Origin of the sequence: Saccharopolyspora pogona (assembly GCF_014697215.1) — a bacterium.
Lineage (GTDB): Bacteria > Actinomycetota > Actinomycetes > Mycobacteriales > Pseudonocardiaceae > Saccharopolyspora > Saccharopolyspora hattusasensis.
In genome coordinates, this window is the sequence record NZ_CP031142.1 from 7,404,856 (window position 1) to 7,427,664 (window position 22,809).

Below are 22,809 nucleotides of genomic sequence, written 5' to 3' on the forward strand. Positions count from 1 at the left end.
GGCGAGGGCAGCCCACCGAATCCGCGTATTGGTCATGCACGAATCGGTGATCCCGGAGTCCGGACGGCGTCTGAGGTACCGCCACCCGCACCGCCACTCGGGACGAGTCCGGAAACGGCTGCTCCTACGCGGCTTCCAGCAGGGAGCGCAGGAGCTTGCCCATCCGGCTGGCCGAAGCCTGGCCCGCGTCCAGGACTTCCTGGTGGTTCAATGGTTGCCCGGACAGCCCGGCAGCCAGGTTCGTCACCAGCGACAGCCCGAACACCTCGGCGCCTTCGGCGCGGGCCGCGATGGCCTCCAGCACCGTGGACATACCCACCAGGTCGACGCCGAGCCCGCGCAGCATCCGGATCTCCGCCGGCGTCTCGAAGTGCGGGCCGGGCAGCCCGGCGTACACGCCCTCCTCCAGCGAGGAGTCGATGCCGCGGGCCAGTTCCCGCAGCCGCGGCGAGTAAAGGTCGGTGAGGTCCACGAAGTTCGCGCCGACCAGCGGCGACCGGGCGGTCATGTTGACGTGGTCGCTGATCAGCACCGGCTGACCGACCTGCATGCCCTCGCGCAGCCCGCCGGCGGCGTTGGTGAGCACCACGGTCCGGCACCCGGCGGCGACCGCGGTCCGCACGCCGTGCACCACCGGCTCGATGCCCTTGCCCTCGTACAGGTGCGTCCGCCCGAGCGTGACCAGCACCCGCTTGTCGCCCACCGGCACGGACCAGATCTTGCCGCTGTGCCCGATCGCACCAGGCGCGGCGAAGCCCGGCAGGTCGGACATGCTCAGCTCGGTGGCCGGCAGGCCGATCTCCTCGGCGGCAGGCTGCCAACCGGAGCCGAGCACCACGACGATGTCGTGGCGGTCGATGCCGGTGATCTCGGCGAGCTTGGCGGCGGCGCTAGCGGCGGCGGACGGGTCGGAAGTCGTCGTAGGCGTCACGGGCGCGCAGCTTAGTCCGTGCCGAGCCGCGCGGCGGCGTTTCAGCCCGCGAGGAGCGAGTCGAGCGCGCCGCTGGCCCAGCGAAGGCGAAGTGGTCCACGTAGTCGCGGGATTCGACGATCTGGCCGTCCCGCACCCGGAGCACGAACACGCAGGGCACGGCGAACTCGCGAAGACCCTGCGGATCGTGTTTCTTGGCCTGGACCTCCGATGAGGACATTCCCGCAGCTCACGGCAGATGGGCTGCGGGAACATCCTCATGGACCGATGTGCAGGGTCGGCTGGATCTGGTTGAGGATCGGTTCGCTGGTCTGCGCCTGGCGGCTCGGTACCGTGACCCGCACGATCCAGAGGTCGTTGTCGTGGCGGATCAACTCCGCGGTGGTGCCGAGCTGCCGCCCCTCGGTGGGAGAGCCGATCAGCGACTTCTCGGTCGTCCGGTACTTCAGGCGCTGCTGGTCTTGGCCGGTGGAAACGGCGGACTCCACGGTGACCCCCGACGGGCCCGCGGCGGAGTTCTGCAGCGCCGCCTCGTAGTCCGACATCTCCTTGCCGGAGCGGAAGAAACCGCCGTAGCGCTGCACGGCGATCTCCGTGGTGCCGTCCGGGGACACGAACGACACCACCGCGCTGTTGGCGAAGTCGTCGCGCTCGCTGTGGAACAGCCGCCAGCCCGGATCGCCCGGGGCCTTGATGCTGAACTCCTCGGCGTTCGGGGCGGCCGTGTGCTTCGCGATGTCGTGGTGCGTGATCAGGTACAACTGACCGGGCTTGACCAGCGGAGGCGCCGAATCCGGCAGCACCGACGCGCCCGCGGCCAGCCGGGTCGCGGCGAAACCCCCGGCCAGTGCGGCGGCGAAGAGCACGACCGCGACGACGCCGAGCGCGAGCACCGCCCACGGCGACCTGCGGCGCGCCTGCGGCGGCGGATCCTTCAACGCGAACGGCGGCAGGCCGGGATCCTGGGCCAGCGGCACCGAGCCAGGTCCGATCGAGGGCTGCTGCATCGGCGGAGGCGACGACGACACCAGCTGCCGCACCTTCACCGTCGGCGCATCCGGGTCCAGCAGCATCGCGAACGGGCGGTTCCCGGGCTCGGGCAGCAGGTGCTGGATCCGGCGGCGCGCTTCGGTCAACGGCATTCGCTGCGTCGGGTCCTTGACCATCAGGCCCCGGACGATGTCGCCGATCGGGCCTGGCCGGGTGACCACCGGCACGGGACCGCGCACCACCTCGGTCACGGTGGCCAGCGGATCGTTCTGCACGTCGTAGGGCGTGCGCCCCTCGGCCGCGGCGAACATCGTCGCGCCGAACCCCCACAGGTCGGCGGCGGCGGTGACGGCCTCGCCCGCGGCGACCTCCGGGGCGATGAACGCCGGGGTGCCGAGCAGGATGCCGGTGCTGGTCATGGTGTGCTCGGCGATATTGCGGGAGATCCCGAAGTCGCTGACCTTGATCCGGCCGTCGTCGCCGATCAGCACGTTGCCGGGTTTGACGTCGCGGTGCACGATGCCCGCCCGGTGCGCGGCCTCCAGCCCGGAGGCGACGCCGTCGGCGATCATCGCCAGCTGGTGGTCGTCGAGCGCGCCGTGCTTGCCGAGGATCGCGGCGAGGCTCTGCGACGGCACCAGCTCCATGACGACGAACGGTTCGCCGTCCTCGCGGGCGACGTCGTAGAGCGTCACGACGTTGGGGTGCGACAGGACGGCGATGGCGCGGGCTTCCCGGAGCGCCCGCTCGCGCAGCTCAGCGGCCTCCTCGTCCGGCATCCCCGGCGGGAGCTTGACCTCCTTGATCGCCACTTGGCGGCGCAGCAGCTCGTCCGTGCCGGACCACACGGTGCCCATCGCACCGCCGCCGAGCTTGCTGTCCAAGCGGTACCGGTCCGCGATCAGCCGGCCGGCGCCGGCCAGGGTGTCGGGCTCGTAGCTATCCGTGGGCACGGCCATATTTTCCATGGTCGGCAGGACGGGCGAGGCGGAACCGGCGAGGATCGTTGCTCAGCTGGGACGATTACCCGACACCGCCGAGGCGATCACCCAGCGTGGCGGATCGGCGTTACGAAAAGTGAACAATCCCACGCCGACGGTCGCGGCGATGCCTCCCCGGATGTCGCCAAGGTCATTTCGTCGCAACGAAAAAAGGCCGCCGAGCGGCCAATACGCCGCCGGTGGCGGATTGGCTCGGACTGGGGCGTTTCGGATAAGTTGGGCTCCGATCGGACCTCGCTGTGCATCGGTGGCCCGAGCCTTCCTCAAGCCGATATTCGCAGCGTTTGCACGCCGCCGACATCGTTCGTCGCGGTGCGTCTGCGGTGGCGTTGGCGAACAATCCCGGTAGTCGGGCGTCGGCGGGTCCGGGTGACCACGACCAATCGGCGTCGAGGAGGTGCCTTTGCTCGCGTTCGTCATCGTGCACCTGCTGGTGGCTCTCGCGCTCCCGTTTCTCGCCCGGCGCAGCACCCGTGCCGCGTTCCTGACCGCGGCCGTCCCGCCGGCGGCGGCGCTGGTGTGGGTGCTGGCGCAGGCGCAACCGGTGCTGGCCGGGCAGGTGATCACCGAGACGGTCGCGTGGGCACCGCTGATCGGGCTGGAGTTCAGTTTCCGGCTGGACCCGCTCGCGCTGCTGATGACCGTGTTGGTGGCCGGCATCGGCGCGCTGGTGCTGATCTACTCCGACGCGTACTTCAGCCGCGGCGGCGGTGCCGCGAGGCGTTCCGCGCCGCTGCTGCTGGCCTTCGCGGGCGCGATGCTCGGGCTGGTCTTCGCCGACGACCTGATCACCGTCTACGTCTTCTGGGAACTGACCACGATCTGCTCGTTCCTGCTGGTCGGGCAGGCCGGGATCAGCCGCGAGTCGCGGCGGTCGGCGCTGCAGGCGCTGATGATCACCAGCCTGGGCGGGTTGGTGATGCTGCTCGGTTTCGTGGTGCTCGGCGAGTCCGCGGGCACCTACCGGATCTCCGAGCTGATCGCGAAGCCGCCCGGCGGCACCTCGGTCGCGGTGGCCGCGGGGCTGATCCTGGTCGGCGCGTTCACCAAGTCCGCGCAGCTGCCGTTCCACAACTGGCTGCCCGCCGCGATGGTGGCGCCGACGCCGATCAGCGCGTACCTGCACGCCGCGTCGATGGTCAAGGCCGGTGTGTTCCTGGTGGCCCGGCTGGGGCCGGTGTTCGCCGGCATGCCGCAGTGGTGGTTGCCGACCGTGGTGTTCGGCCTGGCCACCATGCTGCTGGGCGGCTGGCGGGCGCTGCACGAGTACGACCTGAAGAAGCTGCTCGCCTACGGCACGGTCAGCCAGCTCGGCTTCCTGATGGTGCTGCTCGGCACCGGCACCTACACGGCGGCGGTCGCCGGGACCACGATGTTGTTGGCGCACGGCCTGTTCAAGGCCACATTGTTCCTGGTCGTCGGCATCATCGACCACCAGGCGGGCACCCGCGACATCCGGGAGCTGTCCGGGCTGGGCCGCCGGATGCCGTGGCTGGCGGGGATCGCGACCCTGGGCGCGGCGTCGATGGCCGGGCTGCCGCCGATGCTCGGTTTCGTCGGCAAGGAAGCGGCGTTCAGCGCTTTCCTCGGCGGCTCCCAGCCGGAACTGCTGGTGGACGTGGTGCTGGTGGTCGGCTCGATGCTGACCGTCGCCTACAGCCTCCGGCTGCTGTGGGGTGCCTTCGCGGCGAAGCGGGACATCGCGCCGACCGAAGCGAAGCCGGCCGGCTTCGAGGCCCTGGTGCCCGCCGGGTTGCCCGCGCTCGCGGGCGTTGTCCTGGGCATCGGGTTCCCGATCGCCGACCGCCTCGCGAGCGCTTACGCCAGCGCCTTCCCACCCGGCGACAACTCTTACCACCTGGGACTTTGGCACGGATTGACGCTGCCGCTGCTGCTGTCGGCGATCGCGGTCACCGGCGGTGTCGTGCTGCACCTGGGGCGGGCGCGCCTGACCGCGCTGCGCAACGAGCTGCCGCGGCTGCTGGACGCGCAGCGCGGGTACGAGCGGATCATGGCTTTGCTGGAGCGGATCGCGGTCGGGGTCACCGGTCGCCTGCAGGTCGGTTCGCTGCCGACCTACCTCGGCATCATCCTGCTGACCGTGCTGGCGATCCCCGGCTCGGCGCTGTTGATGCGTGCCAGCGTGCCGGCGGACCTGCGCCTCTACGACAACCTCCTGCAGATCCCGTTGGGGATCGTGGTGGTCGTGGCGGCGATCGCGGTGCTGCGCTCGCGCCGCCGGTTGACCGGGGTGCTGCTGGTCGGCGTCGTCGGCTACGGCATCGGTGGGCTGTTCATCGTGGACGGTGGCCCAGACCTCGCGCTGGCGCAGTTCCTGGTCGAGACGTTGACGCTGGTGGCGTTCGTGTTCGTGCTGCGCCGGCTGCCGGTTCGCTTCACCCAGACCGAAACCCGGACCACGCGGGCGCTGCGGGTGCCCAAGGCGATCATCGCCGGCGCGACCGGGGTGTTCATCTCGCTGGCCGCGGTCGTCTTCGGCGCGGCCCGGCAGGCGCCGTCGGAGGCCAGCGCTGAGTTCATCGCCAACGCCGAGAAGGGCGCCGGCGCGACCAATGTGGTCAACGCGATCATCGTCGACTTCCGCGCCTTCGACACCGTCGGCGAGATCTCGGTGCTCGCCGTCGCGGCGACCGGCGTCGCCAGCCTGATCCTGGCGTCCCGGCACGAACGGCGGAAACGCAGCACCCGCGTGGCGCCGGCGACGCGGGTCAAGATCCCGGCCCTTGCCGAGCAGCAGCAGGAGGAGGTGCGCGAATGACATCGCCGACGAAGCCCAAACCCGCCTGGACGAGCTGGGATGCCCCGAGCGAACGCTGGCTGCTGTCCGGCTTCCCCCGCGAAGGGACGCAGCGCACCGTGCTGCTGGAGCTGGCCTCCCGGATCGTGTTCCCGACGGTGCTGGTGCTGTCGATCTACCTGCTGTTCGCCGGGCACGACCGGGCCGGCGGCGGCTTCAGCGGCGGCCTGGTCGCCGGGCAGGCGTTCGTGCTGCGCTACCTGGCCGGCGGCCGGATGGACGACAGCGCCGTCGTCTCGATGCGCCCGCCGGTGCTCATCGGCCTCGGCCTGACCATCGCGACCGGCTCCGCGTTCCTGCCGCTGCTCTTCGGCGGGCAGATCCTGGAGACCGCGATCTACAAGTTCACCGTGCCGCTGCTCGGCGAGATCAAATTCGTCACCAGCGTGCTGCTGGACAGCGGGGTCTACCTGCTGATCGTCGGCGTCGTGCTGGACCTGCTGCGCACCCTGGGCTCGGGCATCGAAGCCGACGTCGAAGCGGCGGCCAGGGGGCAGCGATGACGGTCAACCTGACGATGGCGGTCGTGCTCGCCGTGCTGTACTCGGTCGGCTTCTATCTGCTGATGCAGCGCTCGCTGATGCGGATCCTGCTGGGCATCGTGATCCTCGGCCACGGCTCGAACCTGCTGCTGCAGACCGCCGGCGGCCCGCCCGCCGGCGCCGCGATGATCGGCACCACCCCGCCGAACGAGATGGCCGACCCGCTGCCGCAGGCCATGGCGCTCACCGCGATCGTGATCACCTTCGCGCTGACCACCTTCCTGCTGGCGCTGGCGTACCGGTCGTGGACGCTGCTCGGCCACGACGAGGTCCGCGACGACGTGGAGGACCGGCGCATCCAGCGGATGGAGCGCCGCCTCGCCGAGTCCGAGGACGACACCACCGAAGAACTGGCGAAGGAGGCCACGCAGTGACAGTCCTGGTGGCCTTGCCCGTGTTGTTGCCGTTGGCCGCTGCTGGACTGTCGTTGGCGCTGGGTCGGTTCGCCGACCTGCAGCGCGCCCTCGGGCTCCTGGTGCTCGGCGGGATCATCGTCGACGCGGCCGTGCTGCTCTACGTCGCGGACCGCTACGGCCCGGTGGTGCTGCAGATGGGCGCGTGGCCCGCGCCGTTCGGCATCACCCTCGTCGCCGACCGGCTTTCGGCGCTGCTGCTGGTCGTTTCGTCGGTGGTGACCTTCGCGGTGCTGATCTACTCGATCGGCCAGCGCATCACCGACTACGGTCGCCAGCGCTCCAGCACCACATTCCACCCGATGTACCTGATGCTGTGCGCGGGCGTGTCGCTGGCGTACCTCACCGGCGACCTGTTCAACCTGTTCGTCGCGTTCGAGATCATGCTGAGTTCGTCGTACGTGCTGATCACCCGGCGCACCACGGCCACCCGGATCCGGGCGGGCATGACCTACACGATCGTCAGCCTGGCCTCGTCGCTGCTGTTCATCACGATGATCGCGCTGGTGTACGCGTCCACGGGCACGGTCAACCTTGCCGACCTGGGCGGGAAGGTGCAGCAACTGCCGGACGGGCTGCAGGTCGCGCTCGCGCTGCTGGTGGTTATCGTCTTCGGGGTGAAGGCGGCGATGGTGCCGCTGCACTTCTGGCTGCCGGACAGCTACCCGACCGCGCCCGCGCCGGTCACCGCGGTGTTCGCCGGACTCTTGACCAAGGTCGGCATCTACGCGCTGATCCGCACCCAGACGCTGGTCTTCAGCCATTCCGAGAGCTGGAACCTGATGCTGGGCATCGCGCTGATCACCATGATCGTCGGCGCGCTGGGCGCGCTGGCGCAGAACGACCTCAACCGGCTGCTGTCGTTCCTGCTGGTCAGCCACATCGGGTACATGCTGTTCGGCCTCGGCGTATACGACGTGGTGGGGCTGACCGGCGTGATCCTCTACGTGGTGCACCACATCACCGTGCAGGCCACGTTGTTCCTGGTCAGCGGTTTGATCACGCGGCACACCGGCACCGTGGCGCTGACCCGGATGGGTGGGCTGGCGAAGGCGGCGCCGCTGATCGCGGTGTTGTTCGCGCTGCCTGCGCTGAGCCTGGCGGGGGTGCCGCCGTTCTCCGGCTTCGTCGCCAAGCTGGCGCTGCTGCAGGCCGGTGCCGGCGCGGGCACCTGGACGGCCTACGCGGTGACCGGTGGGGCGGTGCTGACCAGCCTGCTCACCCTGTACGCGATGGCGCGGGTGTGGACCCGGGCGTTCTGGGGCCAGGTCAAGGCGCCGGAGCCGGACCCCGATCCCACCGACGAGCTTGTCGTCGGCACTGCCACGTCGAACCGGCCGATGGTCGTCGCGAGCGGGGTGCTGGTGGCGGCGAGCGTAGTGATCGCCGTGGTGGCGGGTCCGCTGGCCGACGTCAGCGGGCGGGCGGCGACCGACCTGATGCACGGCGAGACCTATCGGACGGCGGTGCTGGGAGGTGTCGCCAGTGAGTGAGCAGGCGATCGGCCGCCGGCGGCTGGTGCAACGGCTACCACTGGTGGCCTGGCTGACCCTGGTCTGGGTGATGCTGTGGGGCACCTTCGACCTCGGCACGCTGTTCTTCGGCCTGGTGGTGGCGCTGCTGGTGTCCACCGTGTTCCCGCTGCCGCCGATCAGCACCAACATCAAGGTGCGGCCGCTGCGGCTGTTGCAACTGGTCGGCTACCTGGCTTGGGACCTGGTGAGCTCCACGGCGCGAGTGTCGTGGCAGGCGCTACGCCACGGGCCGAACGCGAAGTCGGGCATCGTCGCGGTGACGCTGCGGACCGACTCCGACCACATCACCGCGATGGTCGCCAACGCGGTGTCGCTGGCGCCCGGCAAGTTCGTCCTGCAGATCGACCGGGTCAACCGGATCTGCTACGTCTACGCGCTCGGCATGCGGGTCGAGGACGTCGAATCGGTGCGGCGCGACGTGCTGGCGCTGGAGCGGCGGGTGGTGCAGGCGGTCGGCTCGGCGAACGAGCTGGCGCTGGTTAGCGGACAGGAGGGATGAGCATGGCCTGGGTCTTCGCGATCACCTTCGGCCTGCTGTGCGTGGCCGGCCTGCTGGTGGTCGTCCGGTTGCTGCTCGGCCGCACCACCCTGGACAGGATCGTGGCGGTCGACGTGTTCGTCACGCTGACCGTCGCGGGGACCTGCGTCGGTATGGGCTGGCTGGGCGACGGCTCGAACATCGCGTTGCTGGCCGCGTTCGCGCTGCTGGCCTTCATCGGTTCGGTCAGCGCGGCGCGGTTGATCGAGAAGAAGGAGCCGTACCGATGAGCTGGTTGGAAGTGTTCTCCGCGGTGTGCCTGATCGGCGGCGCGCTGTCCTGCCTGCTCGGCGCGATCGGGGTGTTGAGCTTCCCGGACGTGACGGCCCGGCTGCAGGCGGCGACCAAGCCGCAGACCCTCGGGCTGATCCTGATCCTGACCGGCACCGCGGTGCAGCTCGACTTCATCTACGCCTCGGGGCTGATCCTGGTCGGCCTGTTCCAGATGCTCACCGCGCCGGTGCTGGCGCAGCTCGTCGGCCGGGCGGCCTACCGCGCGGACAGCATCGACCGGGAAACCCTGGTGGTGGACGAGCTCGGCGACCGCATCGAGCGGGAGCGGCGGGTTCGCTGAGAGCCTGTTGGTGAATGGTCTGGGTGGGTGGTCGCTTAGCGGAACCTGAGAGGTTCCCTGGACTGCGGGTGCCCCTCCTGATGTATGTCCAATACGCGGCGGAGGGGCCGTCCTCGCCAGGAAACCTCTCAGAACCCGCCGATGGTCGTCTTGGCAAGGTGAATGCAAGCGGCTACGCCGCTTCCAAACGCGCGGACGGCATTCGCCGACAGGCTGACCCAGGTGGTACGCAGGCGTGTCGCGCTGCGCCAATCCGGCACAAGTCGCGCGGGACTGGTCACTCTCGGCGTCGAATATGATCAAATAGACCTGCATGGGTGACCGCCTGACTGTGTGGTCAACGGAGGCGGCGTTAGAAGGGTGTGGAGCCATAATGTGGCGGACCGGCCGCGTGCTCGCTGGCCTCGCGATCACGTTGTTCCTCTTGTTCGCACCGCCCGCGTTGGCGGAGGGCGGAGCCGCGCCCACCGAAGCGTCGGTGGTCGTGCTCGCCCAGGAACCGGGCCCGCCGCCCGCTCCATCCGCCCAGCCGCCGACCGACGAGCGGCAGCGCCTCGCCATCGGCGTCACCGGAGTCGTGTTGATCGCGCTCGTGCTGTTATCCCGCAAGCTGAGGAAGAAGTCCGTCTTCTTCGTCAAGTGGAAGAAGTAGCAGAAGGCTATAAAAACCGGCGGGGTGGTCGGTTCTTTGCGGGATTATTTCGTGCCAATTCTCGCCATGGACTAGACCTAGCGCCGAACCTGTGGGATTTTCACAACTGGCCGCGTGCGCGGACCCGGCCCCGCCAGGGGTAACGGCGGCTCCAGTGCACCAGCCAAGGGGTATCTAGCCCCCCACCGACGTGGGCCGGCACCGGGAAGCCCCCCGACCGGTGCCGGCCCACACCTTTTCCTGGAGATCGCGCGAGTCCGGTCGCTCGACGTGACCCCGGACACCGCCGAGACCGCGGGACCCGCCTCGGCAGTCGGCCCGGGTTGTTGCCGGCGCATTCGATTAACAATATGTAAATTTCGCCGGGACTCGAATTCTTCGGTACTGCCGAATCGGCGCCACCCGTTCGGCGCAGTGTGGGTACCGGTGGGCTCCCGGCCGCGCATCGAGCCCGCGCCCCGGATCCGGATGATGCAGGATGGGCGCAAATGAGAACCACCCCGCTCCCGCGCCCCGATGCCGAACGTTCCGCCGCAGCGCACGCCCACTGCCGCGCCTCGGTGCAACGCCACGAAGCGGAGCTGGGCGAGCTCTCCCGCAGCATCCACGCCGAGCCCGAGCTCGCGTTCGCCGAACACCGCAGCGCCGCCAAGGTCGCGGACCTGCTCGCCCGGCACGGCTTCACCGTCCGAACCCCGGTCGCCGACCTGGACACCGCACTGGTCGCCGAGGCGGGCAGCGGCGAGGTGGTCGTCGGCATCTGCGCTGAGTACGACGCGCTGCCCGAGGTCGGGCACGCCTGCGGGCACAACGTCATCGCCGCCGCCGGAGTCGGAGCCGCGCTCGCGCTGGCAGAGATCGCCGACGACCTGGGCGTCACGGTGCGGCTGATCGGGACCCCGGCGGAGGAGACCGGCGGCGGCAAGGTGCTGATGCTGGAACGCGGCGTCTTCGACGACGTTGCCCTGGCGATGATGGTGCACCCGGGTCCGGAAGAGGTCTGCCGCCCGGCCTCGCTGGCCATCACCGACCTGGAGGTCCGCTACACCGGGCGCGAGGCGCACGCCGCGGCCGCCCCGGAACTCGGCCGCAACGCGGCCGACGCGTTGACGGTCGCGCAGGTCGCCATCGGCCTGTTGCGGCAGCACCTGGAGCCGAGGCAGATGGTGCACGGTATCGTTACAGCAGGTGGCGCGGCACCGAACATCGTTCCCGCGCACACCGCGGCGGTTTACAACCTGCGTGCTGCCGAAGCGCGCTCCTTGCAGCGCCTGGAGAACCGCATTCGGGCCTGCTTCGAGGCGGGTGCGACGGCGACCGGATGTGAGCACGAAGTCGTGCAGATCTCCCCGGTCTACGCGGAGCTGAGCCCCGATGGATGGCTGTCGGAGGCGTACCGCCGCGCGATCACCGAGCTCGGGCGCGAACCGCTCGACCGGGGCGAAGAGCAGGGCCGGGTAATCGGCAGCACCGACATGGGCAACGTGACCCAGGCCTTGCCCGCGATCCATCCGATGATCGCGCTGGACTGCGGCGACGCGGTCAACCACCAGGCGGAATTCGCCGCAGCCTGCGCGACCCCGGCCGCGGATCGAGCGGTGCTCGACGGGGCGGTGGCGATGGCCTGGACCGCGGTGGCCGCCGCATTGGACGGCGCGCAACGAGATCGCCTGCTGGCGGCCGTGCGCGACCGGTCCGGTCGGAGTTAGTCAGAAGAGTTCTGCGCGTCGGGAGGCGTGGCGTGACCGTGGTGGATTCTCGTAGCCCGGAGCCGGGCCAGTCCCGGAACGGTGGTTCTGCGGTGGAAGAGGTGGATTGGGATGCGGCGGAGCGCTCCGCCGTCGCCCGGGGCCCCCTCGTCGCGGCGGGTGTGGACGGGCCGAGTGCGCCCATCGGCAGCACCATGTCCAGGGTGGAATCCGCCGTGGACGACCTCGGTGCTGGTCGTGGACCGTCCTGGCTGGATGCCTGGCTGGACGAGAACGCGCACCGTGTGGTGGCCTGGCGACGGCACATCCACGCCTACCCGGAGCTTTCCCGCGCCGAGCACGAGACCACCGCGTTCCTCGCGGAGCGGCTCACCCGGGCCGGCCTGCGTCCCCGGATCCTCCCGGTGGGAACCGGCCTGGTCTGCGACATCGGCGGCGAGTCCAGGCCCGGTCAGCGCACTGTGGCGCTGCGGGCCGACATCGACGCGCTGCCGCTGACCGAAGCCATCGGACTGCCGTACGCATCCACAGTGGACGGTGTTGCGCACGCCTGCGGGCACGACGCGCACACGACGGTCGTGCTCGGTGCCGCGCTGGCGCTGGCCGTCGCGCCGAACCTGCCCGGCCGGGTGCGGGTGATCTTCCAGCCAGCCGAAGAAGTGATGCCCGGCGGCGCCCTCGACGTGCTGGCCGCCGGTGCACTCGACGGAGTGGACCGGATCTTCGGGTTGCACTGCGACCCGCGGCTGCTGGTGGGCCAGGTCGGAACACGGGTCGGGGCCATCACCTCGGCGAGCGACCTGCTGGAACTCCGGCTGACCTCGCCCGGCGGGCACACCTCGCGCCCGCACCTGACCGCGGACCTGGTGCACGCGCTGGGGACCGTCATCACGGGCCTTCCGACGTTGCTGTCGCGCCGGGTCGATCCGCGCACCGGGACCGTCCTGACCTGGGGCGCGGTGCACGCGGGGGAGGCGCCGAACGCCATCCCGCAGGATGGCGTGCTCACCGGAACGCTGCGGACGGGCGACCGCGACACCTGGGCGAAGCTGGAGCCGCTGGTGCACGAACTCGTGCACAGCCTGCTGGCACCCCTCGGCGTCGGGTTCGACCTGCAGCACCGGCGCGGGGTGCCGCCGGTGGTCAACGAAGCGGAGAGCACCGAGGTGTTCCGGGCCGGGATCGCGGCGGGGCTCGGCGAAGACGCCCTGGCCAGCACGCCGCAGTCGTCCGGCGGCGAGGACTTCGGCTGGTACCTGGAGCACGTGCCGGGCTCGTTCGCCCGGCTGGGCGTGCACTCCGGGGTCGGTCGGGTCAAGGACCTGCACCAGCCGACGTTCGCGTTGGACGAGCGAGCGCTGTTCGTGGGCATCAGGGCGATGGTGAACACCGCCCTGACCAGCCTGGAACGCTGACCGCCACGGCCTCCCGCTCCCACCGGGAGGCCGTGCACGTCGGTGGGCGCCAATACGATCCGCGCATGAGAGCCGACGGAACCTTCAGCGTCGCGGCGCTCGTACCGGCGGAGCTGGCACCATCCCCGGCCGTGACCACCGGGGTCGCCGTCGGGGTCTCGACGATGGAGAAGCATTTCGAGGGCGAGGTCGTCGGCCGCTCGGCGATGCTGTTCACCGCCGCGTTTGATCAGGCGAAGGGCGCCGGTACCTACGTGGCGATGGAGTCCTTCGAGGGTTCTTTGCACGGCCGCGAGGGCGCGTTCAACTTTGCCCACTCGGCGACCACTTCCGGCAGCGACCGCAGCAACGAGTTCTTCACCATCGTGCCGTTGCGCGAGACCGGTGAGCTGGCCGGGATCACCGGCGGCGGCGGATTGGCCGTCGACGCCGACGGCACGCACCGGGTTTGGTTCGAGTACGAGCTCGGGGCCGCTTCGCCGGAGTCCTGATGATCCCGGCCGATTCCACCTGATTGAGCCGAGGGTGTCTCGTTCTTTAGGGCGGGGGTGAATCGGCCGTGCGTTTCCGGATGGCCGGGTGAGCGTTGCGCCATGCGCGCAACGCATCCGGGCCCCGTACACGTCTGTGCGGTGTAGCGACTGCGGGTGGATCGACAAGAACTCACGCAAGAGCCAAGCTGAGTTGGTCTGTTCTGGCCGTGGTTTCACCTGCAACGCGGATGTCAACGCAAGCATCAACGTCGCGGCAGGACAGGACGAAGGTCCCAAGCCAGGTCGGGCTTGTGCCGGAGGGACGACACCCGCACGCGGGTCGAAGAGCGTCCGTGAACCTCAACTCTCGCTCTGGCGAGAGTTGGAATCCCTCGCCTCAGGCGAGGAAGGATGTCAACTGATCGAGGTGTATCCGGTCGCTGCTGTATCTGTTCGCGGGGTTCCCGCCTCTTTAAAGGCATGACCGCGAACATCATCTCCCCCGAAATGCGGCCGCCGGAGGCCGCCGAACACGACGGCCCGGGCGGCTGGCCTTCGCTGCACGGTGCCATGACCCGCCGCGACGCGGAGCAGGTGCTCGGCTGCGCCGAGCTCGCGGCCGGTCTCGACGAAGGGGACTGGGTGGAGCCCTGGTACGGGGTGGTCATCCCGGCCGCCCGAGTCCACGACCAGCTGACCCGCGCAGCTGCCGCGCTGCTGCGCGCCGGGCCGCACGCCGTGCTGTCCGGCGCGACTGCGGCGGCGATGCACGGCTGCGATTCCGCAGCCGGCGGTGTTGTGCACGTGACCATCCCCTACGACCGCGAACTCCGCTCCCAGCCGGACCTCGTCATCCACCAGGCATGGGTCCGGGAGTGCGACGTCGTCGAGCTCGACGGACTGCGCACCCAGGCGTTGGACGTCGCCATCTGCGAGCTGCTGTGCACCGGCGAGCAGCGTCCAGCGCTGGATTGCCTTGAGCAGGCGCTAGCCCAGCTGGGCGACACCGCCGAGCGCTTTCGGGCCCTCGTCGCCGAACGGCTCGCTCGGCGCAGAGATCGCCGGGGCACCCGGCAGGCCGCCGCCTTGCTCCAGCTCGCCTGGTCGAGGCCGCGCGGCGAGTTGGTCGGAGGTGCGCGATGAGCCCCCGGACGTCAACTCGCGCGCCGGAACCAACCGGCCGCCTGCGCGGCCTCGCGCACCCCGACGAACCGCGCGTAGGCGTCGTCGTAAAGCGTGCGGTTGGCCTCGTCTGGCTGCAACGGATCGGATGTCCCGACCAGGTCGCGGGCCACCTCGCTGATGTCGCGCCCCGCCAGCAGCGCGTGCGCGGTCACGGCCGCGCCCCGGGCCCCGGCCTGTTCGTCGGCGGTGCGGACGACCGGCACCCCGGTGACGTCCGCGATCACCTGGCGCCACAGCGGGTTCGCGGAGCCGCCCCCGGTGAGCCGCAGCTCGGTGGGTTGCGCGGTGCTGGCGACCAGGCAGTCCCGGATGACCATGGCCAGCCCCTCCAGGCAGGCCCGGGCGATCTCGGCCGGACCGTGTTCCAGGCTCAGGCCCTGCAGGCTGCCGCGCGCTGCCGGGTCGTAGAACGGCGCGCGCTCCCCGCCGAGCGAGAGATAGGGCAGCATCAGCAGGTCCTTGCTGCCGGGCTCGGCCTGTTCGGCGAGCTCGGTGAGGTTCTCCGGGTTGGGCAGGCCCAGCATCCGGCAGGCCCACTCGACGACCTCGGTCCCGGCGAGCGTGGCGCTGGCGAGCATCCAGCGACCGGGCATCGGGGTGCGCAGCGACATGCCGACGGGAGTGCGCTCCAACCGGGGACCGTCGCTGATCGCTTCGGTGCAGATCGTGGTGCCGAGGATGGTGCAGGCCTGCCCCGGTTCGGTCACGCCAGCGCCGATTGCGGTGGAAATCACGTCGTAGGAACCCAGCACCACCGGCGTGCCCTCCGGAACGCCCAGCCGCGCGGCGGCGGACCCCTGCAACGGTGCGAGCCGTTGCGCGCCGTCGACGGCTTCCGGCAGCAGCCGTTGCGCCCAGCCCAGGCCGAGTTCCCCGAGCACCGCAGCAGAGTACTGGCCGGTCCGCGCGTCCAGGAACGGGTTCGAGGCCTCGGAGACGTCCCAGGCCAGGCGCCTGGTGAGGCAGTGGAAAAGCCAACCGCCGCAGGTCAGCATTTTCTCGGCAGCGGTGATCCGGGCTGGCTCGTGCTCGGCGAGCCAGCTGAGCTGCGCGTGCGGCAGGCCGGCGAAGCCGACCGAGCCGTTGATCTTGAAAAGCTCGGCGAGCAGACCGGAATCGGCCCAGTTCGCGGCGATGGCCGAGGCCCGGGCGTCGTTCCAGAGCAGCGCGGGGCCGGTCGGGTGCCCGGCGGCGTCGACGAGCCAGCAGCCGTCGCCCTGGGCGGTGATCGCCAGCGCCGCGACGTCGGTGCCGAGTTCTGCGACGAACTCGGCGACGGTGTCTGCGACGGCCGACCAGACCTCGGGCATGTTCTGCTCGGCCCAGCCGGGCCGGGGGTGCTCGACCCTGGTCGGACGGCGGGTGACGGCGAGCTCGGTGCCGTCCGCGGAGTAGGCGACGCTCTTCACCACCGAGGTGCCGGCATCGATGCCGATGGTGATCACGGGCGTTCCCTCCTGATCCCGCCTACCTGGTCGGCCCGACCGGCTCGGTCGGCTCGGTCGGCTCGGTCGGCCCGGTCGGCCCGGTCGGCCCGGTCGGCTCGGTCGGCTCGGTCGGCTCGACCCGTAAATATCACATTATTGAGTGTTAAGAATTTCAAGATTGATGTTATTTTTGCGATAAGACGTGACACCAAGGTCCTGGTTGCGGACCACGACCGGAAGGACGCGACGTGCCGCATCAACCCCGTTCCGAATCGGGAGCCGACCGCATCGACCTCGTGCTGCTCGACGTCGGCGGCCCCATCTACGACGACAAGGCCTACCGCGACGCGTTGCTGCGTGCCGCGCGCGAACTGGCGGCCGAAGACGGCCGGAGCATCGAGGAAGCCGAGTTTCAGCAGGTCTACGACGAGCGCCGCCAAGCCCAGGGCGGGTCCCTGCGCACCGCGGTCGCCGAGCGGTTCTTCACTGCGCAGGACCGGCAGCGGTTGTCCGACCGCGCCGAGCGCTACTGGGAGTACCCGTCATCGGCGCTGCACCCCGACGTGCTCCCGACGCTGCGGCAGCTCGCCGGGCGCTACAAAATCGCGGTCGTGGCCAACCAGCGGGCGGTCGTCGTGGACGCGTTGCGCCGGGATGGCGTGGCCGACTTCATCGACATCTGGGCGGTTTCGGAGGTCGTCGGCGCGGAGAAGCCGGACCCGCGGATCTTCCAGCACGCCCTGCGGGAAGCCGGCGTCGAGCCGAAGCACGCGGTGCACGTCGGCAACCGCCTCGACACGGACGTGCGCGGCGCGCACCGCGTCGGGCTGCGCACGGTGTGGGTGGTGCGCGGCGAAGCTCCGCCGGAACCGACGCCGGAGCAGTTCGCCGAACCCGATGTGGCGGTGTACTCGCTGGCCGAACTGCCCGATGCCTTGGAGAGGTTGCAGGAGGCCCGATGAGCGAACAGCTTTCGACCGCGCTGGAGGCTCGCCGATGACCGAACTAGTCGCGGGCGTCGACGTCGCGACCGCCAACGTCCGGGTGCAGGTCCACGATCCGGCGGGCGGGGTGGTGGCCTCGGCGTCCCGGCCACTGCCGCAGCCGGTGCGGTCGCGCGGTGGACGCTCCGAACAGGACGCGACCACTTGGTGGCCCGCGGTCCGCGACTGCCTCGCCGAATGCACGACGGCATTGGGACCGCGCAGCACCGAGATCCGCTCGCTTGCGATCTCGGCGACCTCGGGCACGGTCGTCCCAGTCGATGGCGACGGCGAACCGCTCACCGCTGCGCTGATGTACGACGACCGGCGCGCCGAAGCGGAAGCGCGGATCGCCGCCGAGGTCGGCGCGGACCGCTGGCGGCGCACCGGGATCACCCCGTCGGCGGGCTCCGGGCTGGCCCGGATCGGCTGGCTGGCGCGGCACCTCCCGGACGGCACAGCGCTGGTTTGCCACCCCCCGGACCTCATCGCCTGGAAGCTGGTCGGGCACCCCGTCGCCACCGACTCCAGCCACGCGCTGAAGAGCGGCTACGACGCCGTGGCAGGCGAGTGGGCGACCGAGGTCTTCGAGGCATTGGGCGTGCCGGACCGCCTGCTGCCGGAGGTCGTGCGCCCGACGACGGTGCTTGGCGCCGTCGACGCGAGGGGAGCGGCGCAGACCGGCCTGCCGGTCGGCTGCGAGGTGCGCGCCGGGATGACCGACGGCTGCGCCGGTCAGCTGGCTTGCGGAGCAGTCGACGTCGGGCATTTCGTGACGGTCCTCGGGACAACCTTGGTGCTGAAGGGAGTTGCCGAGGAACTCGTGCACGACCCGGCTGGTGCGGTGTACAGCCACCTGCACCCTGACGGGATGTGGCTGCCCGGCGGCGCGGCGAACATCGGCGGTTCCGCGCTGTCCGATGTGGACACCGCTGAGCTGCCGAGCCTGGACGCGGCGGCGACCGAGCGGGGACCGGCCAGCGTGGTCAACTACCCGCTGCGCGGCGAGGGGGAGCGGTTCCCGTTCGTCGCCGAGCACGCCACTCGGTTCGTGCTTGGCGCGCCGGAGGATCGGATCGACGAGTACCGCTCCCGCCTCGAAGGCGTCGCCTTCTGCGAGCGGCTCGCGCTGGAGCGGCTGGCCCAGCTCGGTGCCCCGGCGGAAGGCGCCGTGCGCACCGCAGGCGGCGGCGCCCGCAGCATTGCCTGGTGCCGGATCCGGGCGTCGGTCCTGGACGCCCCGGTGCTGGTCGTCCGAGGCGCGGGAACCGCGCTGGGTGCGGCGCTGCTGGCGGCCAGCGGTTCGGTCTACCCGGACCTGAGCACGGCGGCGGCCGCGATGGTGCCCGGGGGCGAACTCGTCGAGCCGGTGCCGGCGGAGGTGTCCCAACTGGACGACAGCTACCGGCGCTTCCTCGACGAGCTCCGCACCCGGGGCTGGATCTCCGCGACCTGATCAGGATTCGGCGAGGGCTTCGGCGACGGTGAGGCTGTCCTCGTAGACGGCGTAACGCGTGATCAGGCCGTCCTCGACGGTCAAGGTGCAGCGCGCAGAGTGCGGTGTACGGCCTGCCGGTGGCCTTCACCGTTTGGCGGATGTCACCGAGCACGACCGCCTCGTTGCCGTCCACGAGGATCCGGGGCGTCGATCCGGCCGTCTCCCCGGGCACGTGGAACTCGGCGATCGTACGGAAGTGGTCGGCGATGTCGGCCCGGGTCGAGCGGGGCCGGATCCAGGGCACCGCCGGATGACCGCAGGCCGGCCAGTCCAGGACCCAGTCGACCTGCTCGGCGAACAGCTCGGCGATCCGTCCGGATCTCCTTCTCCGAGTCGACGCAGGAAATCCTTTGCAATGGCACGGGTTTTCGCGCTCCCGCATGCGATCGGCTCGGGGAACTGGTAATCGGACCGGATCCGCTCGTCCTCGTCGAGGACCGCGACGATGCTTGCGGTCCAGGCGATGTCACCACCGCTGGCCGGGACCATGTGGGCGGTGAAGGTGAGCATGTCGCGATGCCAGGTCGCGTCGTCAGCGGCCCGAAAGACGAACCCGCCGTCCCGCACGAACTCGTTGTGAGCTTCGGCGACTCGGGCTTCGATCGCGTCATACCCCTGGTGCTCCGCCACCGTGCCAACGCTGACGCCGTCCTACCGCGATGTGGAACGCCTCAGCGCGGCTGGCGTTTCGCTGTACGGCGAGCGAGGTCGAACCCGGGCGGCCGGGTGAAGCGCTCGTCGAGGACGTGCATGCCGACGATCCGGGAGATGCGGTAGGTGCGGATCAGTTCGGCCGCACCGGCCGAGAGGTACCAGTGGCCCGCATTCAGGACCACCCCGTACGGCTGCACGGTTCGGGTCGTCTCCTGGGGTTCGGCCCAGCGCAGCTAGCGAATCCGCACGGCGCAGTTGATCCACACCGCGTCGGCGACCTCGGTCAGGTGCGGCGTGCGGTCCGTGCCGCGGTACCACGCCGGCGCGTCCAGGTGGAACCTTCCGGTGATCCGCTCGGCACGATCGCGCAGCTCTGCGGGCAAGGCGGCCGTGAGTTTGAGCTGGGCCGCGGTCACGACGGCACCCAGCCCGAGTTCGGCGGCGGCCGCAGGCAGCCCGGCCAAGCGGACGGTCAGCCTTCGGCAACCTCCAGCGCCACGCCCGCCGACCGCAGCTCGTCGAGCAGCGGCTTTGGGGTTCCGGGATCGACCACGACGACGTCGAACTCGGTCAACGGCGCCAACTCGTGCACGGCGCGCCGGTCGAACTTGGAGTGATCCAGCAGCAGCACCCGCTTGCCGGTGGTCTCCATCAGTGCGCGCTTGACCTGGATCGTCTCCTGCGAGCGGTGCAGGCAGTGCCCCTCGACCACCGCGGTGGTCGACATGAACAGCACGTCGGAGCGCATCGTGCGGGCCATGCTGGCGGTGTGCAGGCCGAGGAACGCGTCGTAGGGCGGCTGGTAGTCGCCGCCGAGTCCGATCAGGTGCAGGCCGGGTTCGCCGCTGAGCAGGTTGATCACGGACAGGAAGTTCGTCACGACGGTGAGCGGACCCAGCGGGGCAAGCCGTTCGGCGACCGCCAGCGCACTGGTGCTGTCATCGAGCGCAACTACCTGACCAGGCGAAACGAGTCGCACCGCGTGCTTGGCGATGCGGGCCTTCTCGTCGGCCGCGTCGGCGATCCGGGCCCGCACCGAGGTCTCCAGCAGCGCGGTCGGCGTCGATGTCGCGCCGCCGCGCACCTTGCGCAGCCAACCTTGCTGTTCGAGGACGTCCAGGTCGCGGTGGATGGTCATCCCGCTGACGCCGTGCTTGGCGGCCAGCCCCTCGATGCGGACGAACCCGCTGGCCAGCACTTCCTGGCGGATTTGCTCGCGCCGCTCCTGCTGGTTGACCGGCATGCCGCCGTCCTCGGCCACTGACCCCCCTCACCGCACGTGTGCAACCGGAGTGATTATCACACGTGAGACGTGATATTCGGGGTGGATGTCACGCGGTGTTCACGGGCCGACGTTGTGGCACGGCCGTTTGCGCAGCTTCTCGACGTAGTCCTCGGGAGCCCCCGCCGCTTCGGCGGCATCGGCCATCACGCCGAGGTAACGCGCCGACGGCAGCCCGCCCTCGTAGGCGTCCAGCACGTACAGCCAGGCCAGCACCGATCCGTCCAGCGTCTGCACCCGCAGCCGCAGCTTCTTGTGCATGCCGAGCTCGGCGCCCTCCCAGTTGTCGAGCTGCTGCTCGTCCTCCGGGCTGACGTCGTAGAGCACCGTGAAAACCTGGGAACCCGGCTGCTCGACGATCGTGGCGAGGGCTCCTACCCAGCCGTAGTCCTCGCCGCCGAAGGTCAGCCGCCAGTCCACCAGCCAGCCCGTTCCCGCCATCGGGGAGTGCGGGGCGCGCTTCATCATCTGGGCCGGATCCATGTTGGACCCGTACGCGGCGTACAGAGGCACGCCCAACAGGGTAGCGATCGACAGCCCGTGCGGCGGTGCGGACTACGTCACGAATGTGGGTAACTGTGACGTCCGGGCCGATCACGTCTTCCCCGCGGGATGACCGTGAGTGGTCTGCGCCACGATGGTCAACTCGGGCGGTACCACCCGAAATGACTGGACTTGTCGCAGCGTACGGTGAGTTCGGCGCCCACAAGGCAGGCGGACCGAGGAGGAGCGCGAAGTGACCCGCATCGTGATCATGGGAGGCGGCCCCGCGGGCTACGAGGCGGCGCTGGTCGCGGCTTCGAACGGGGCGGACGTCACGCTGGTCGAGCCGGAGGGCCTCGGCGGGGCGTGCGTGCTCTACGACTGCGTGCCGTCGAAGACCTTCATCGCGTCCGCGGGCGCCCGCTCCGCGTTCCGGGACGCGCGTGATCTCGGCATCCGCACCAAGAGCGAGGACTCCGACGTCGACGTCGCGGTCGTGCACGGCCGGGTCAAGGGCCTGGCGCTCGCGCAGTCCGCCGACATCCGCTCCAGGGTCCGCCGCGAGGGCGTGAAGATCCTGCCCGGCCGCGCGCGGTTCACCAACCCGACCAAGGGCATGGCCGTCCACCACATCGGGGTCGACCTCGCCGACGGCGGCTTCGAGGAGTTGGCCGCGGACGTCGTCCTGATCGCCACCGGCGCCACGCCCCGCATCCTCCAGGGCGCCGAGCCCGACGGGGAGCGGATCCTGACCTGGCGGCAGCTCTACGACCTGCCCGAACTGCCTGAGCACCTGGCCGTGATCGGCTCCGGTGTGACCGGTGTGGAGTTCGCCTCCGCGTACACCGAGATGGGCGTCAAGGTCACCATGATCTCCAGCCGCGACCGGGTGCTGCCGCACGAGGACGCGGACGCCGCTGCGGTGCTGGAAGAGGTCTTCGCCGAGCGCGGTACCGAGGTCGTCAAGCACGCCCGGGCGGAGAAGGTGGAGCGCACCGACTCGGGGGTGCTGATTCACCTCGCAGATGGGCGGCAGGTCGAGGCCAGCCACGCGCTGATGACGGTCGGCTCGGTGCCGAACACCACCGACATCGGCCTGGAGCGGGCGGGCATCGAGCCCGACCGCGGCGGCTACATCCCCGTCGACCGGGTGTCGCGGACCAACGTGCCCGGCGTCTACGCGGCAGGCGACTGCACCGGTCTGCTGCTGCTGGCATCGGTGGCGGGCATGCAGGGCCGCATCGCGATGTGGCACGCGCTCGGCGAAGGCGTCACGCCGATCAAGCTCAAGACCGTCGCGGCGAACGTCTTCACGCACCCGGAAATTGCCACGGTCGGGATCAGCCAGCAGGCGATCGACTGCGGAGACGTGCCCGCGCGGACCGTGATGATGCCGCTGGCCACCAACCCGCGGGCGAAGATGGAAGGCCTGCGGCGCGGTTTCCTGAAGGTCTTCTGCCGCCCGCAGACCGGCGTGGTCGTCGGTGGCGTCGTCGTGGCGCCGAACGCCAGCGAGCTGATCCTGCCGATCGCGCTCGCGGTGCAGAACCAGGTGACGGTGGACAACCTGGCGAACACGTTCTCGGTGTACCCGTCTCTGTCCGGCTCGCTGACCGAGGCCGGCCGCCTGCTGATGCGCCACGACGACCTGGACTGAGCGCCTACCGGTCGGCTGGGACTCCCCGGCCGACCGGGTTGATCCGCGG

At 70.3% G+C, this 22,809-nt stretch carries 25 protein-coding genes; 17 read left to right on the plus strand and 8 right to left on the minus strand.

The features are described 5' to 3' along the window. Positions 1–124 precede the first annotated feature (124 nt). Genes DL519_RS34890 through DL519_RS34900 form a run of 3 tightly spaced genes read right to left on the minus strand, consistent with a single transcriptional unit; the run spans position 125 to position 2,880 of the window. Entirely contained in the window at positions 125–931 is an 807-nt protein-coding gene (locus DL519_RS34890; protein WP_190821163.1) for a purine-nucleoside phosphorylase, read from the minus strand. Beyond that, positions 891–1,151, minus strand: a complete 261-nt coding sequence (locus DL519_RS47615) for a nuclear transport factor 2-like protein (protein ID WP_223839922.1) — start codon at positions 1,149–1,151, stop codon at positions 891–893. The genes DL519_RS34890 and DL519_RS47615 overlap by 41 nt, the downstream gene beginning before the upstream one ends. Positions 1,152–1,188: 37 nt before the next feature. Continuing rightward, a complete protein-coding gene (locus tag DL519_RS34900; RefSeq protein WP_190821165.1) occupies positions 1,189–2,880 on the minus strand; it encodes a serine/threonine-protein kinase in 1,692 nt (563 codons plus the stop codon). Positions 2,881–3,325: 445 nt separating this feature from the next. Between DL519_RS34900 and mbhE the strand changes: the two genes are divergently transcribed. The 13 genes from mbhE to DL519_RS34965 all read left to right on the plus strand — a co-directional run bounded on the left by mbhE (position 3,326) and on the right by DL519_RS34965 (position 14,734). Further along, complete coding sequence (mbhE, locus tag DL519_RS34905) at positions 3,326–5,701, plus strand: hydrogen gas-evolving membrane-bound hydrogenase subunit E (RefSeq protein WP_190821167.1); 2,376 nt, start codon at positions 3,326–3,328, stop codon at positions 5,699–5,701. Continuing rightward, positions 5,698–6,243 (plus strand): MnhB domain-containing protein, encoded by a 546-nt coding sequence (locus tag DL519_RS34910; protein WP_190821169.1) that lies wholly within the window; start codon positions 5,698–5,700, stop codon positions 6,241–6,243. Before mbhE ends, DL519_RS34910 begins: the two co-directional genes overlap by 4 nt. Further along, positions 6,240–6,656, plus strand: coding sequence for a Na(+)/H(+) antiporter subunit C (locus DL519_RS34915; protein ID WP_010315771.1), 417 nt, complete (start codon positions 6,240–6,242; stop codon positions 6,654–6,656). The genes DL519_RS34910 and DL519_RS34915 overlap by 4 nt, the downstream gene beginning before the upstream one ends. After that, the gene (locus DL519_RS34920; protein WP_190821171.1) at positions 6,653–8,188 is read left to right on the plus strand and encodes a Na+/H+ antiporter subunit D; all 1,536 of its coding nucleotides are present in this window, start codon (positions 6,653–6,655) and stop codon (positions 8,186–8,188) included. Before DL519_RS34915 ends, DL519_RS34920 begins: the two co-directional genes overlap by 4 nt. Further along, positions 8,181–8,729 carry a Na+/H+ antiporter subunit E gene (locus DL519_RS34925; RefSeq protein ID WP_190821173.1) on the plus strand — a complete coding sequence of 183 codons (549 nt, stop codon included), beginning with the start codon at positions 8,181–8,183 and terminating at the stop codon, positions 8,727–8,729. The genes DL519_RS34920 and DL519_RS34925 overlap by 8 nt, the downstream gene beginning before the upstream one ends. A gap of 2 nt (positions 8,730–8,731) precedes the next feature. After that, complete coding sequence (locus DL519_RS34930) at positions 8,732–8,998, plus strand: monovalent cation/H+ antiporter complex subunit F (RefSeq protein WP_190821175.1); 267 nt, start codon at positions 8,732–8,734, stop codon at positions 8,996–8,998. After that, entirely contained in the window at positions 8,995–9,342 is a 348-nt protein-coding gene (gene mnhG / locus DL519_RS34935; RefSeq protein ID WP_190821177.1) for a monovalent cation/H(+) antiporter subunit G, read from the plus strand. Before DL519_RS34930 ends, mnhG begins: the two co-directional genes overlap by 4 nt. Positions 9,343–9,715: 373 nt before the next feature. After that, on the plus strand, positions 9,716–9,994 hold the full coding sequence (locus tag DL519_RS34940) for a hypothetical protein (protein WP_223839926.1): 279 nt from the start codon (positions 9,716–9,718) through the stop codon (positions 9,992–9,994). A 488-nt stretch (positions 9,995–10,482) separates the two neighbouring features. Next, on the plus strand, positions 10,483–11,703 hold the full coding sequence (locus DL519_RS34945) for a M20 family metallopeptidase (RefSeq protein ID WP_190821181.1): 1,221 nt from the start codon (positions 10,483–10,485) through the stop codon (positions 11,701–11,703). A 32-nt stretch (positions 11,704–11,735) separates the two neighbouring features. Continuing rightward, positions 11,736–13,118 (plus strand): amidohydrolase, encoded by a 1,383-nt coding sequence (locus tag DL519_RS34950; protein ID WP_397545006.1) that lies wholly within the window; start codon positions 11,736–11,738, stop codon positions 13,116–13,118. 65 nt (positions 13,119–13,183) lie between these two features. Beyond that, positions 13,184–13,609 (plus strand): DUF3224 domain-containing protein, encoded by a 426-nt coding sequence (locus DL519_RS34955; protein ID WP_190821183.1) that lies wholly within the window; start codon positions 13,184–13,186, stop codon positions 13,607–13,609. A gap of 88 nt (positions 13,610–13,697) precedes the next feature. After that, positions 13,698–14,075: a zinc ribbon domain-containing protein gene (locus DL519_RS50495; RefSeq protein ID WP_397545007.1), complete on the plus strand. Its 378-nt coding sequence runs from the start codon at positions 13,698–13,700 to the stop codon at positions 14,073–14,075. Next, the gene (locus DL519_RS34965; protein ID WP_190821185.1) at positions 14,072–14,734 is read left to right on the plus strand and encodes a hypothetical protein; all 663 of its coding nucleotides are present in this window, start codon (positions 14,072–14,074) and stop codon (positions 14,732–14,734) included. Before DL519_RS50495 ends, DL519_RS34965 begins: the two co-directional genes overlap by 4 nt. An 11-nt stretch (positions 14,735–14,745) precedes the next feature. Here DL519_RS34965 and DL519_RS34970 read toward each other — a convergent pair whose 3' ends face one another. Continuing rightward, entirely contained in the window at positions 14,746–16,221 is a 1,476-nt protein-coding gene (locus tag DL519_RS34970) for an FGGY-family carbohydrate kinase (protein ID WP_190821187.1), read from the minus strand. A 230-nt stretch (positions 16,222–16,451) separates the two neighbouring features. Here DL519_RS34970 and DL519_RS34975 point away from each other — a divergent pair, with 230 nt between their 5' ends. From DL519_RS34975 to DL519_RS34985, 3 genes are all read left to right on the plus strand, one after another. Further along, positions 16,452–17,165 carry an HAD family hydrolase gene (locus DL519_RS34975; protein ID WP_190821189.1) on the plus strand — a complete coding sequence of 238 codons (714 nt, stop codon included), beginning with the start codon at positions 16,452–16,454 and terminating at the stop codon, positions 17,163–17,165. A gap of 34 nt (positions 17,166–17,199) precedes the next feature. Beyond that, on the plus strand, positions 17,200–18,642 hold the full coding sequence (locus tag DL519_RS34980; protein WP_190821191.1) for an FGGY-family carbohydrate kinase: 1,443 nt from the start codon (positions 17,200–17,202) through the stop codon (positions 18,640–18,642). 104 nt (positions 18,643–18,746) lie between these two features. Further along, the gene (locus tag DL519_RS34985; protein WP_190821193.1) at positions 18,747–18,938 is read left to right on the plus strand and encodes a hypothetical protein; all 192 of its coding nucleotides are present in this window, start codon (positions 18,747–18,749) and stop codon (positions 18,936–18,938) included. 417 nt (positions 18,939–19,355) lie between these two features. Here the strand turns inward: DL519_RS34985 and DL519_RS34990 are convergent, their stop codons facing one another. The 4 genes from DL519_RS34990 to DL519_RS35005 all read right to left on the minus strand — a co-directional run bounded on the left by DL519_RS34990 (position 19,356) and on the right by DL519_RS35005 (position 21,133). After that, entirely contained in the window at positions 19,356–19,571 is a 216-nt protein-coding gene (locus DL519_RS34990; protein ID WP_223840413.1) for a WYL domain-containing protein, read from the minus strand. Then, a complete protein-coding gene (locus DL519_RS34995; protein ID WP_190824651.1) occupies positions 19,572–19,802 on the minus strand; it encodes a hypothetical protein in 231 nt (76 codons plus the stop codon). An 8-nt stretch (positions 19,803–19,810) separates the two neighbouring features. After that, a complete protein-coding gene (locus tag DL519_RS35000) occupies positions 19,811–20,599 on the minus strand; it encodes a DeoR/GlpR family DNA-binding transcription regulator (RefSeq protein ID WP_190821195.1) in 789 nt (262 codons plus the stop codon). Between the two features lie 81 nt (positions 20,600–20,680). Continuing rightward, a complete protein-coding gene (locus DL519_RS35005) occupies positions 20,681–21,133 on the minus strand; it encodes a gamma-glutamylcyclotransferase (RefSeq protein WP_190821196.1) in 453 nt (150 codons plus the stop codon). 223 nt (positions 21,134–21,356) lie between these two features. On the opposite strand from DL519_RS35005, the gene DL519_RS35010 reads away from it, so the two are divergent. After that, complete coding sequence (locus tag DL519_RS35010; protein WP_190821197.1) at positions 21,357–22,760, plus strand: NAD(P)H-quinone dehydrogenase; 1,404 nt, start codon at positions 21,357–21,359, stop codon at positions 22,758–22,760. Positions 22,761–22,809 lie beyond the last annotated feature (49 nt).

Coding starts and splice junctions, on each gene's coding strand:
- DL519_RS34955 (WP_190821183.1), top strand. CDS start 13,184: ATGAGAGCCGACGGAACCTTCAGCGTCGCGGCGCTCGTACCGGCGGAG.
- DL519_RS34980 (WP_190821191.1), top strand. CDS start 17,200: ATGACCGAACTAGTCGCGGGCGTCGACGTCGCGACCGCCAACGTCCGG.
- DL519_RS34940 (WP_223839926.1), top strand. CDS start 9,716: ATGTGGCGGACCGGCCGCGTGCTCGCTGGCCTCGCGATCACGTTGTTC.
- DL519_RS34910 (WP_190821169.1), top strand. CDS start 5,698: ATGACATCGCCGACGAAGCCCAAACCCGCCTGGACGAGCTGGGATGCC.
- mnhG (WP_190821177.1), top strand. CDS start 8,995: ATGAGCTGGTTGGAAGTGTTCTCCGCGGTGTGCCTGATCGGCGGCGCG.
- DL519_RS34965 (WP_190821185.1), top strand. CDS start 14,072: ATGACCGCGAACATCATCTCCCCCGAAATGCGGCCGCCGGAGGCCGCC.
- DL519_RS34900 (WP_190821165.1), bottom strand. CDS start 2,880: ATGGCCGTGCCCACGGATAGCTACGAGCCCGACACCCTGGCCGGCGCC.
- DL519_RS34915 (WP_010315771.1), top strand. CDS start 6,240: ATGACGGTCAACCTGACGATGGCGGTCGTGCTCGCCGTGCTGTACTCG.
- DL519_RS34930 (WP_190821175.1), top strand. CDS start 8,732: ATGGCCTGGGTCTTCGCGATCACCTTCGGCCTGCTGTGCGTGGCCGGC.
- DL519_RS34945 (WP_190821181.1), top strand. CDS start 10,483: ATGAGAACCACCCCGCTCCCGCGCCCCGATGCCGAACGTTCCGCCGCA.
- DL519_RS47615 (WP_223839922.1), bottom strand. CDS start 1,151: ATGTCCTCATCGGAGGTCCAGGCCAAGAAACACGATCCGCAGGGTCTT.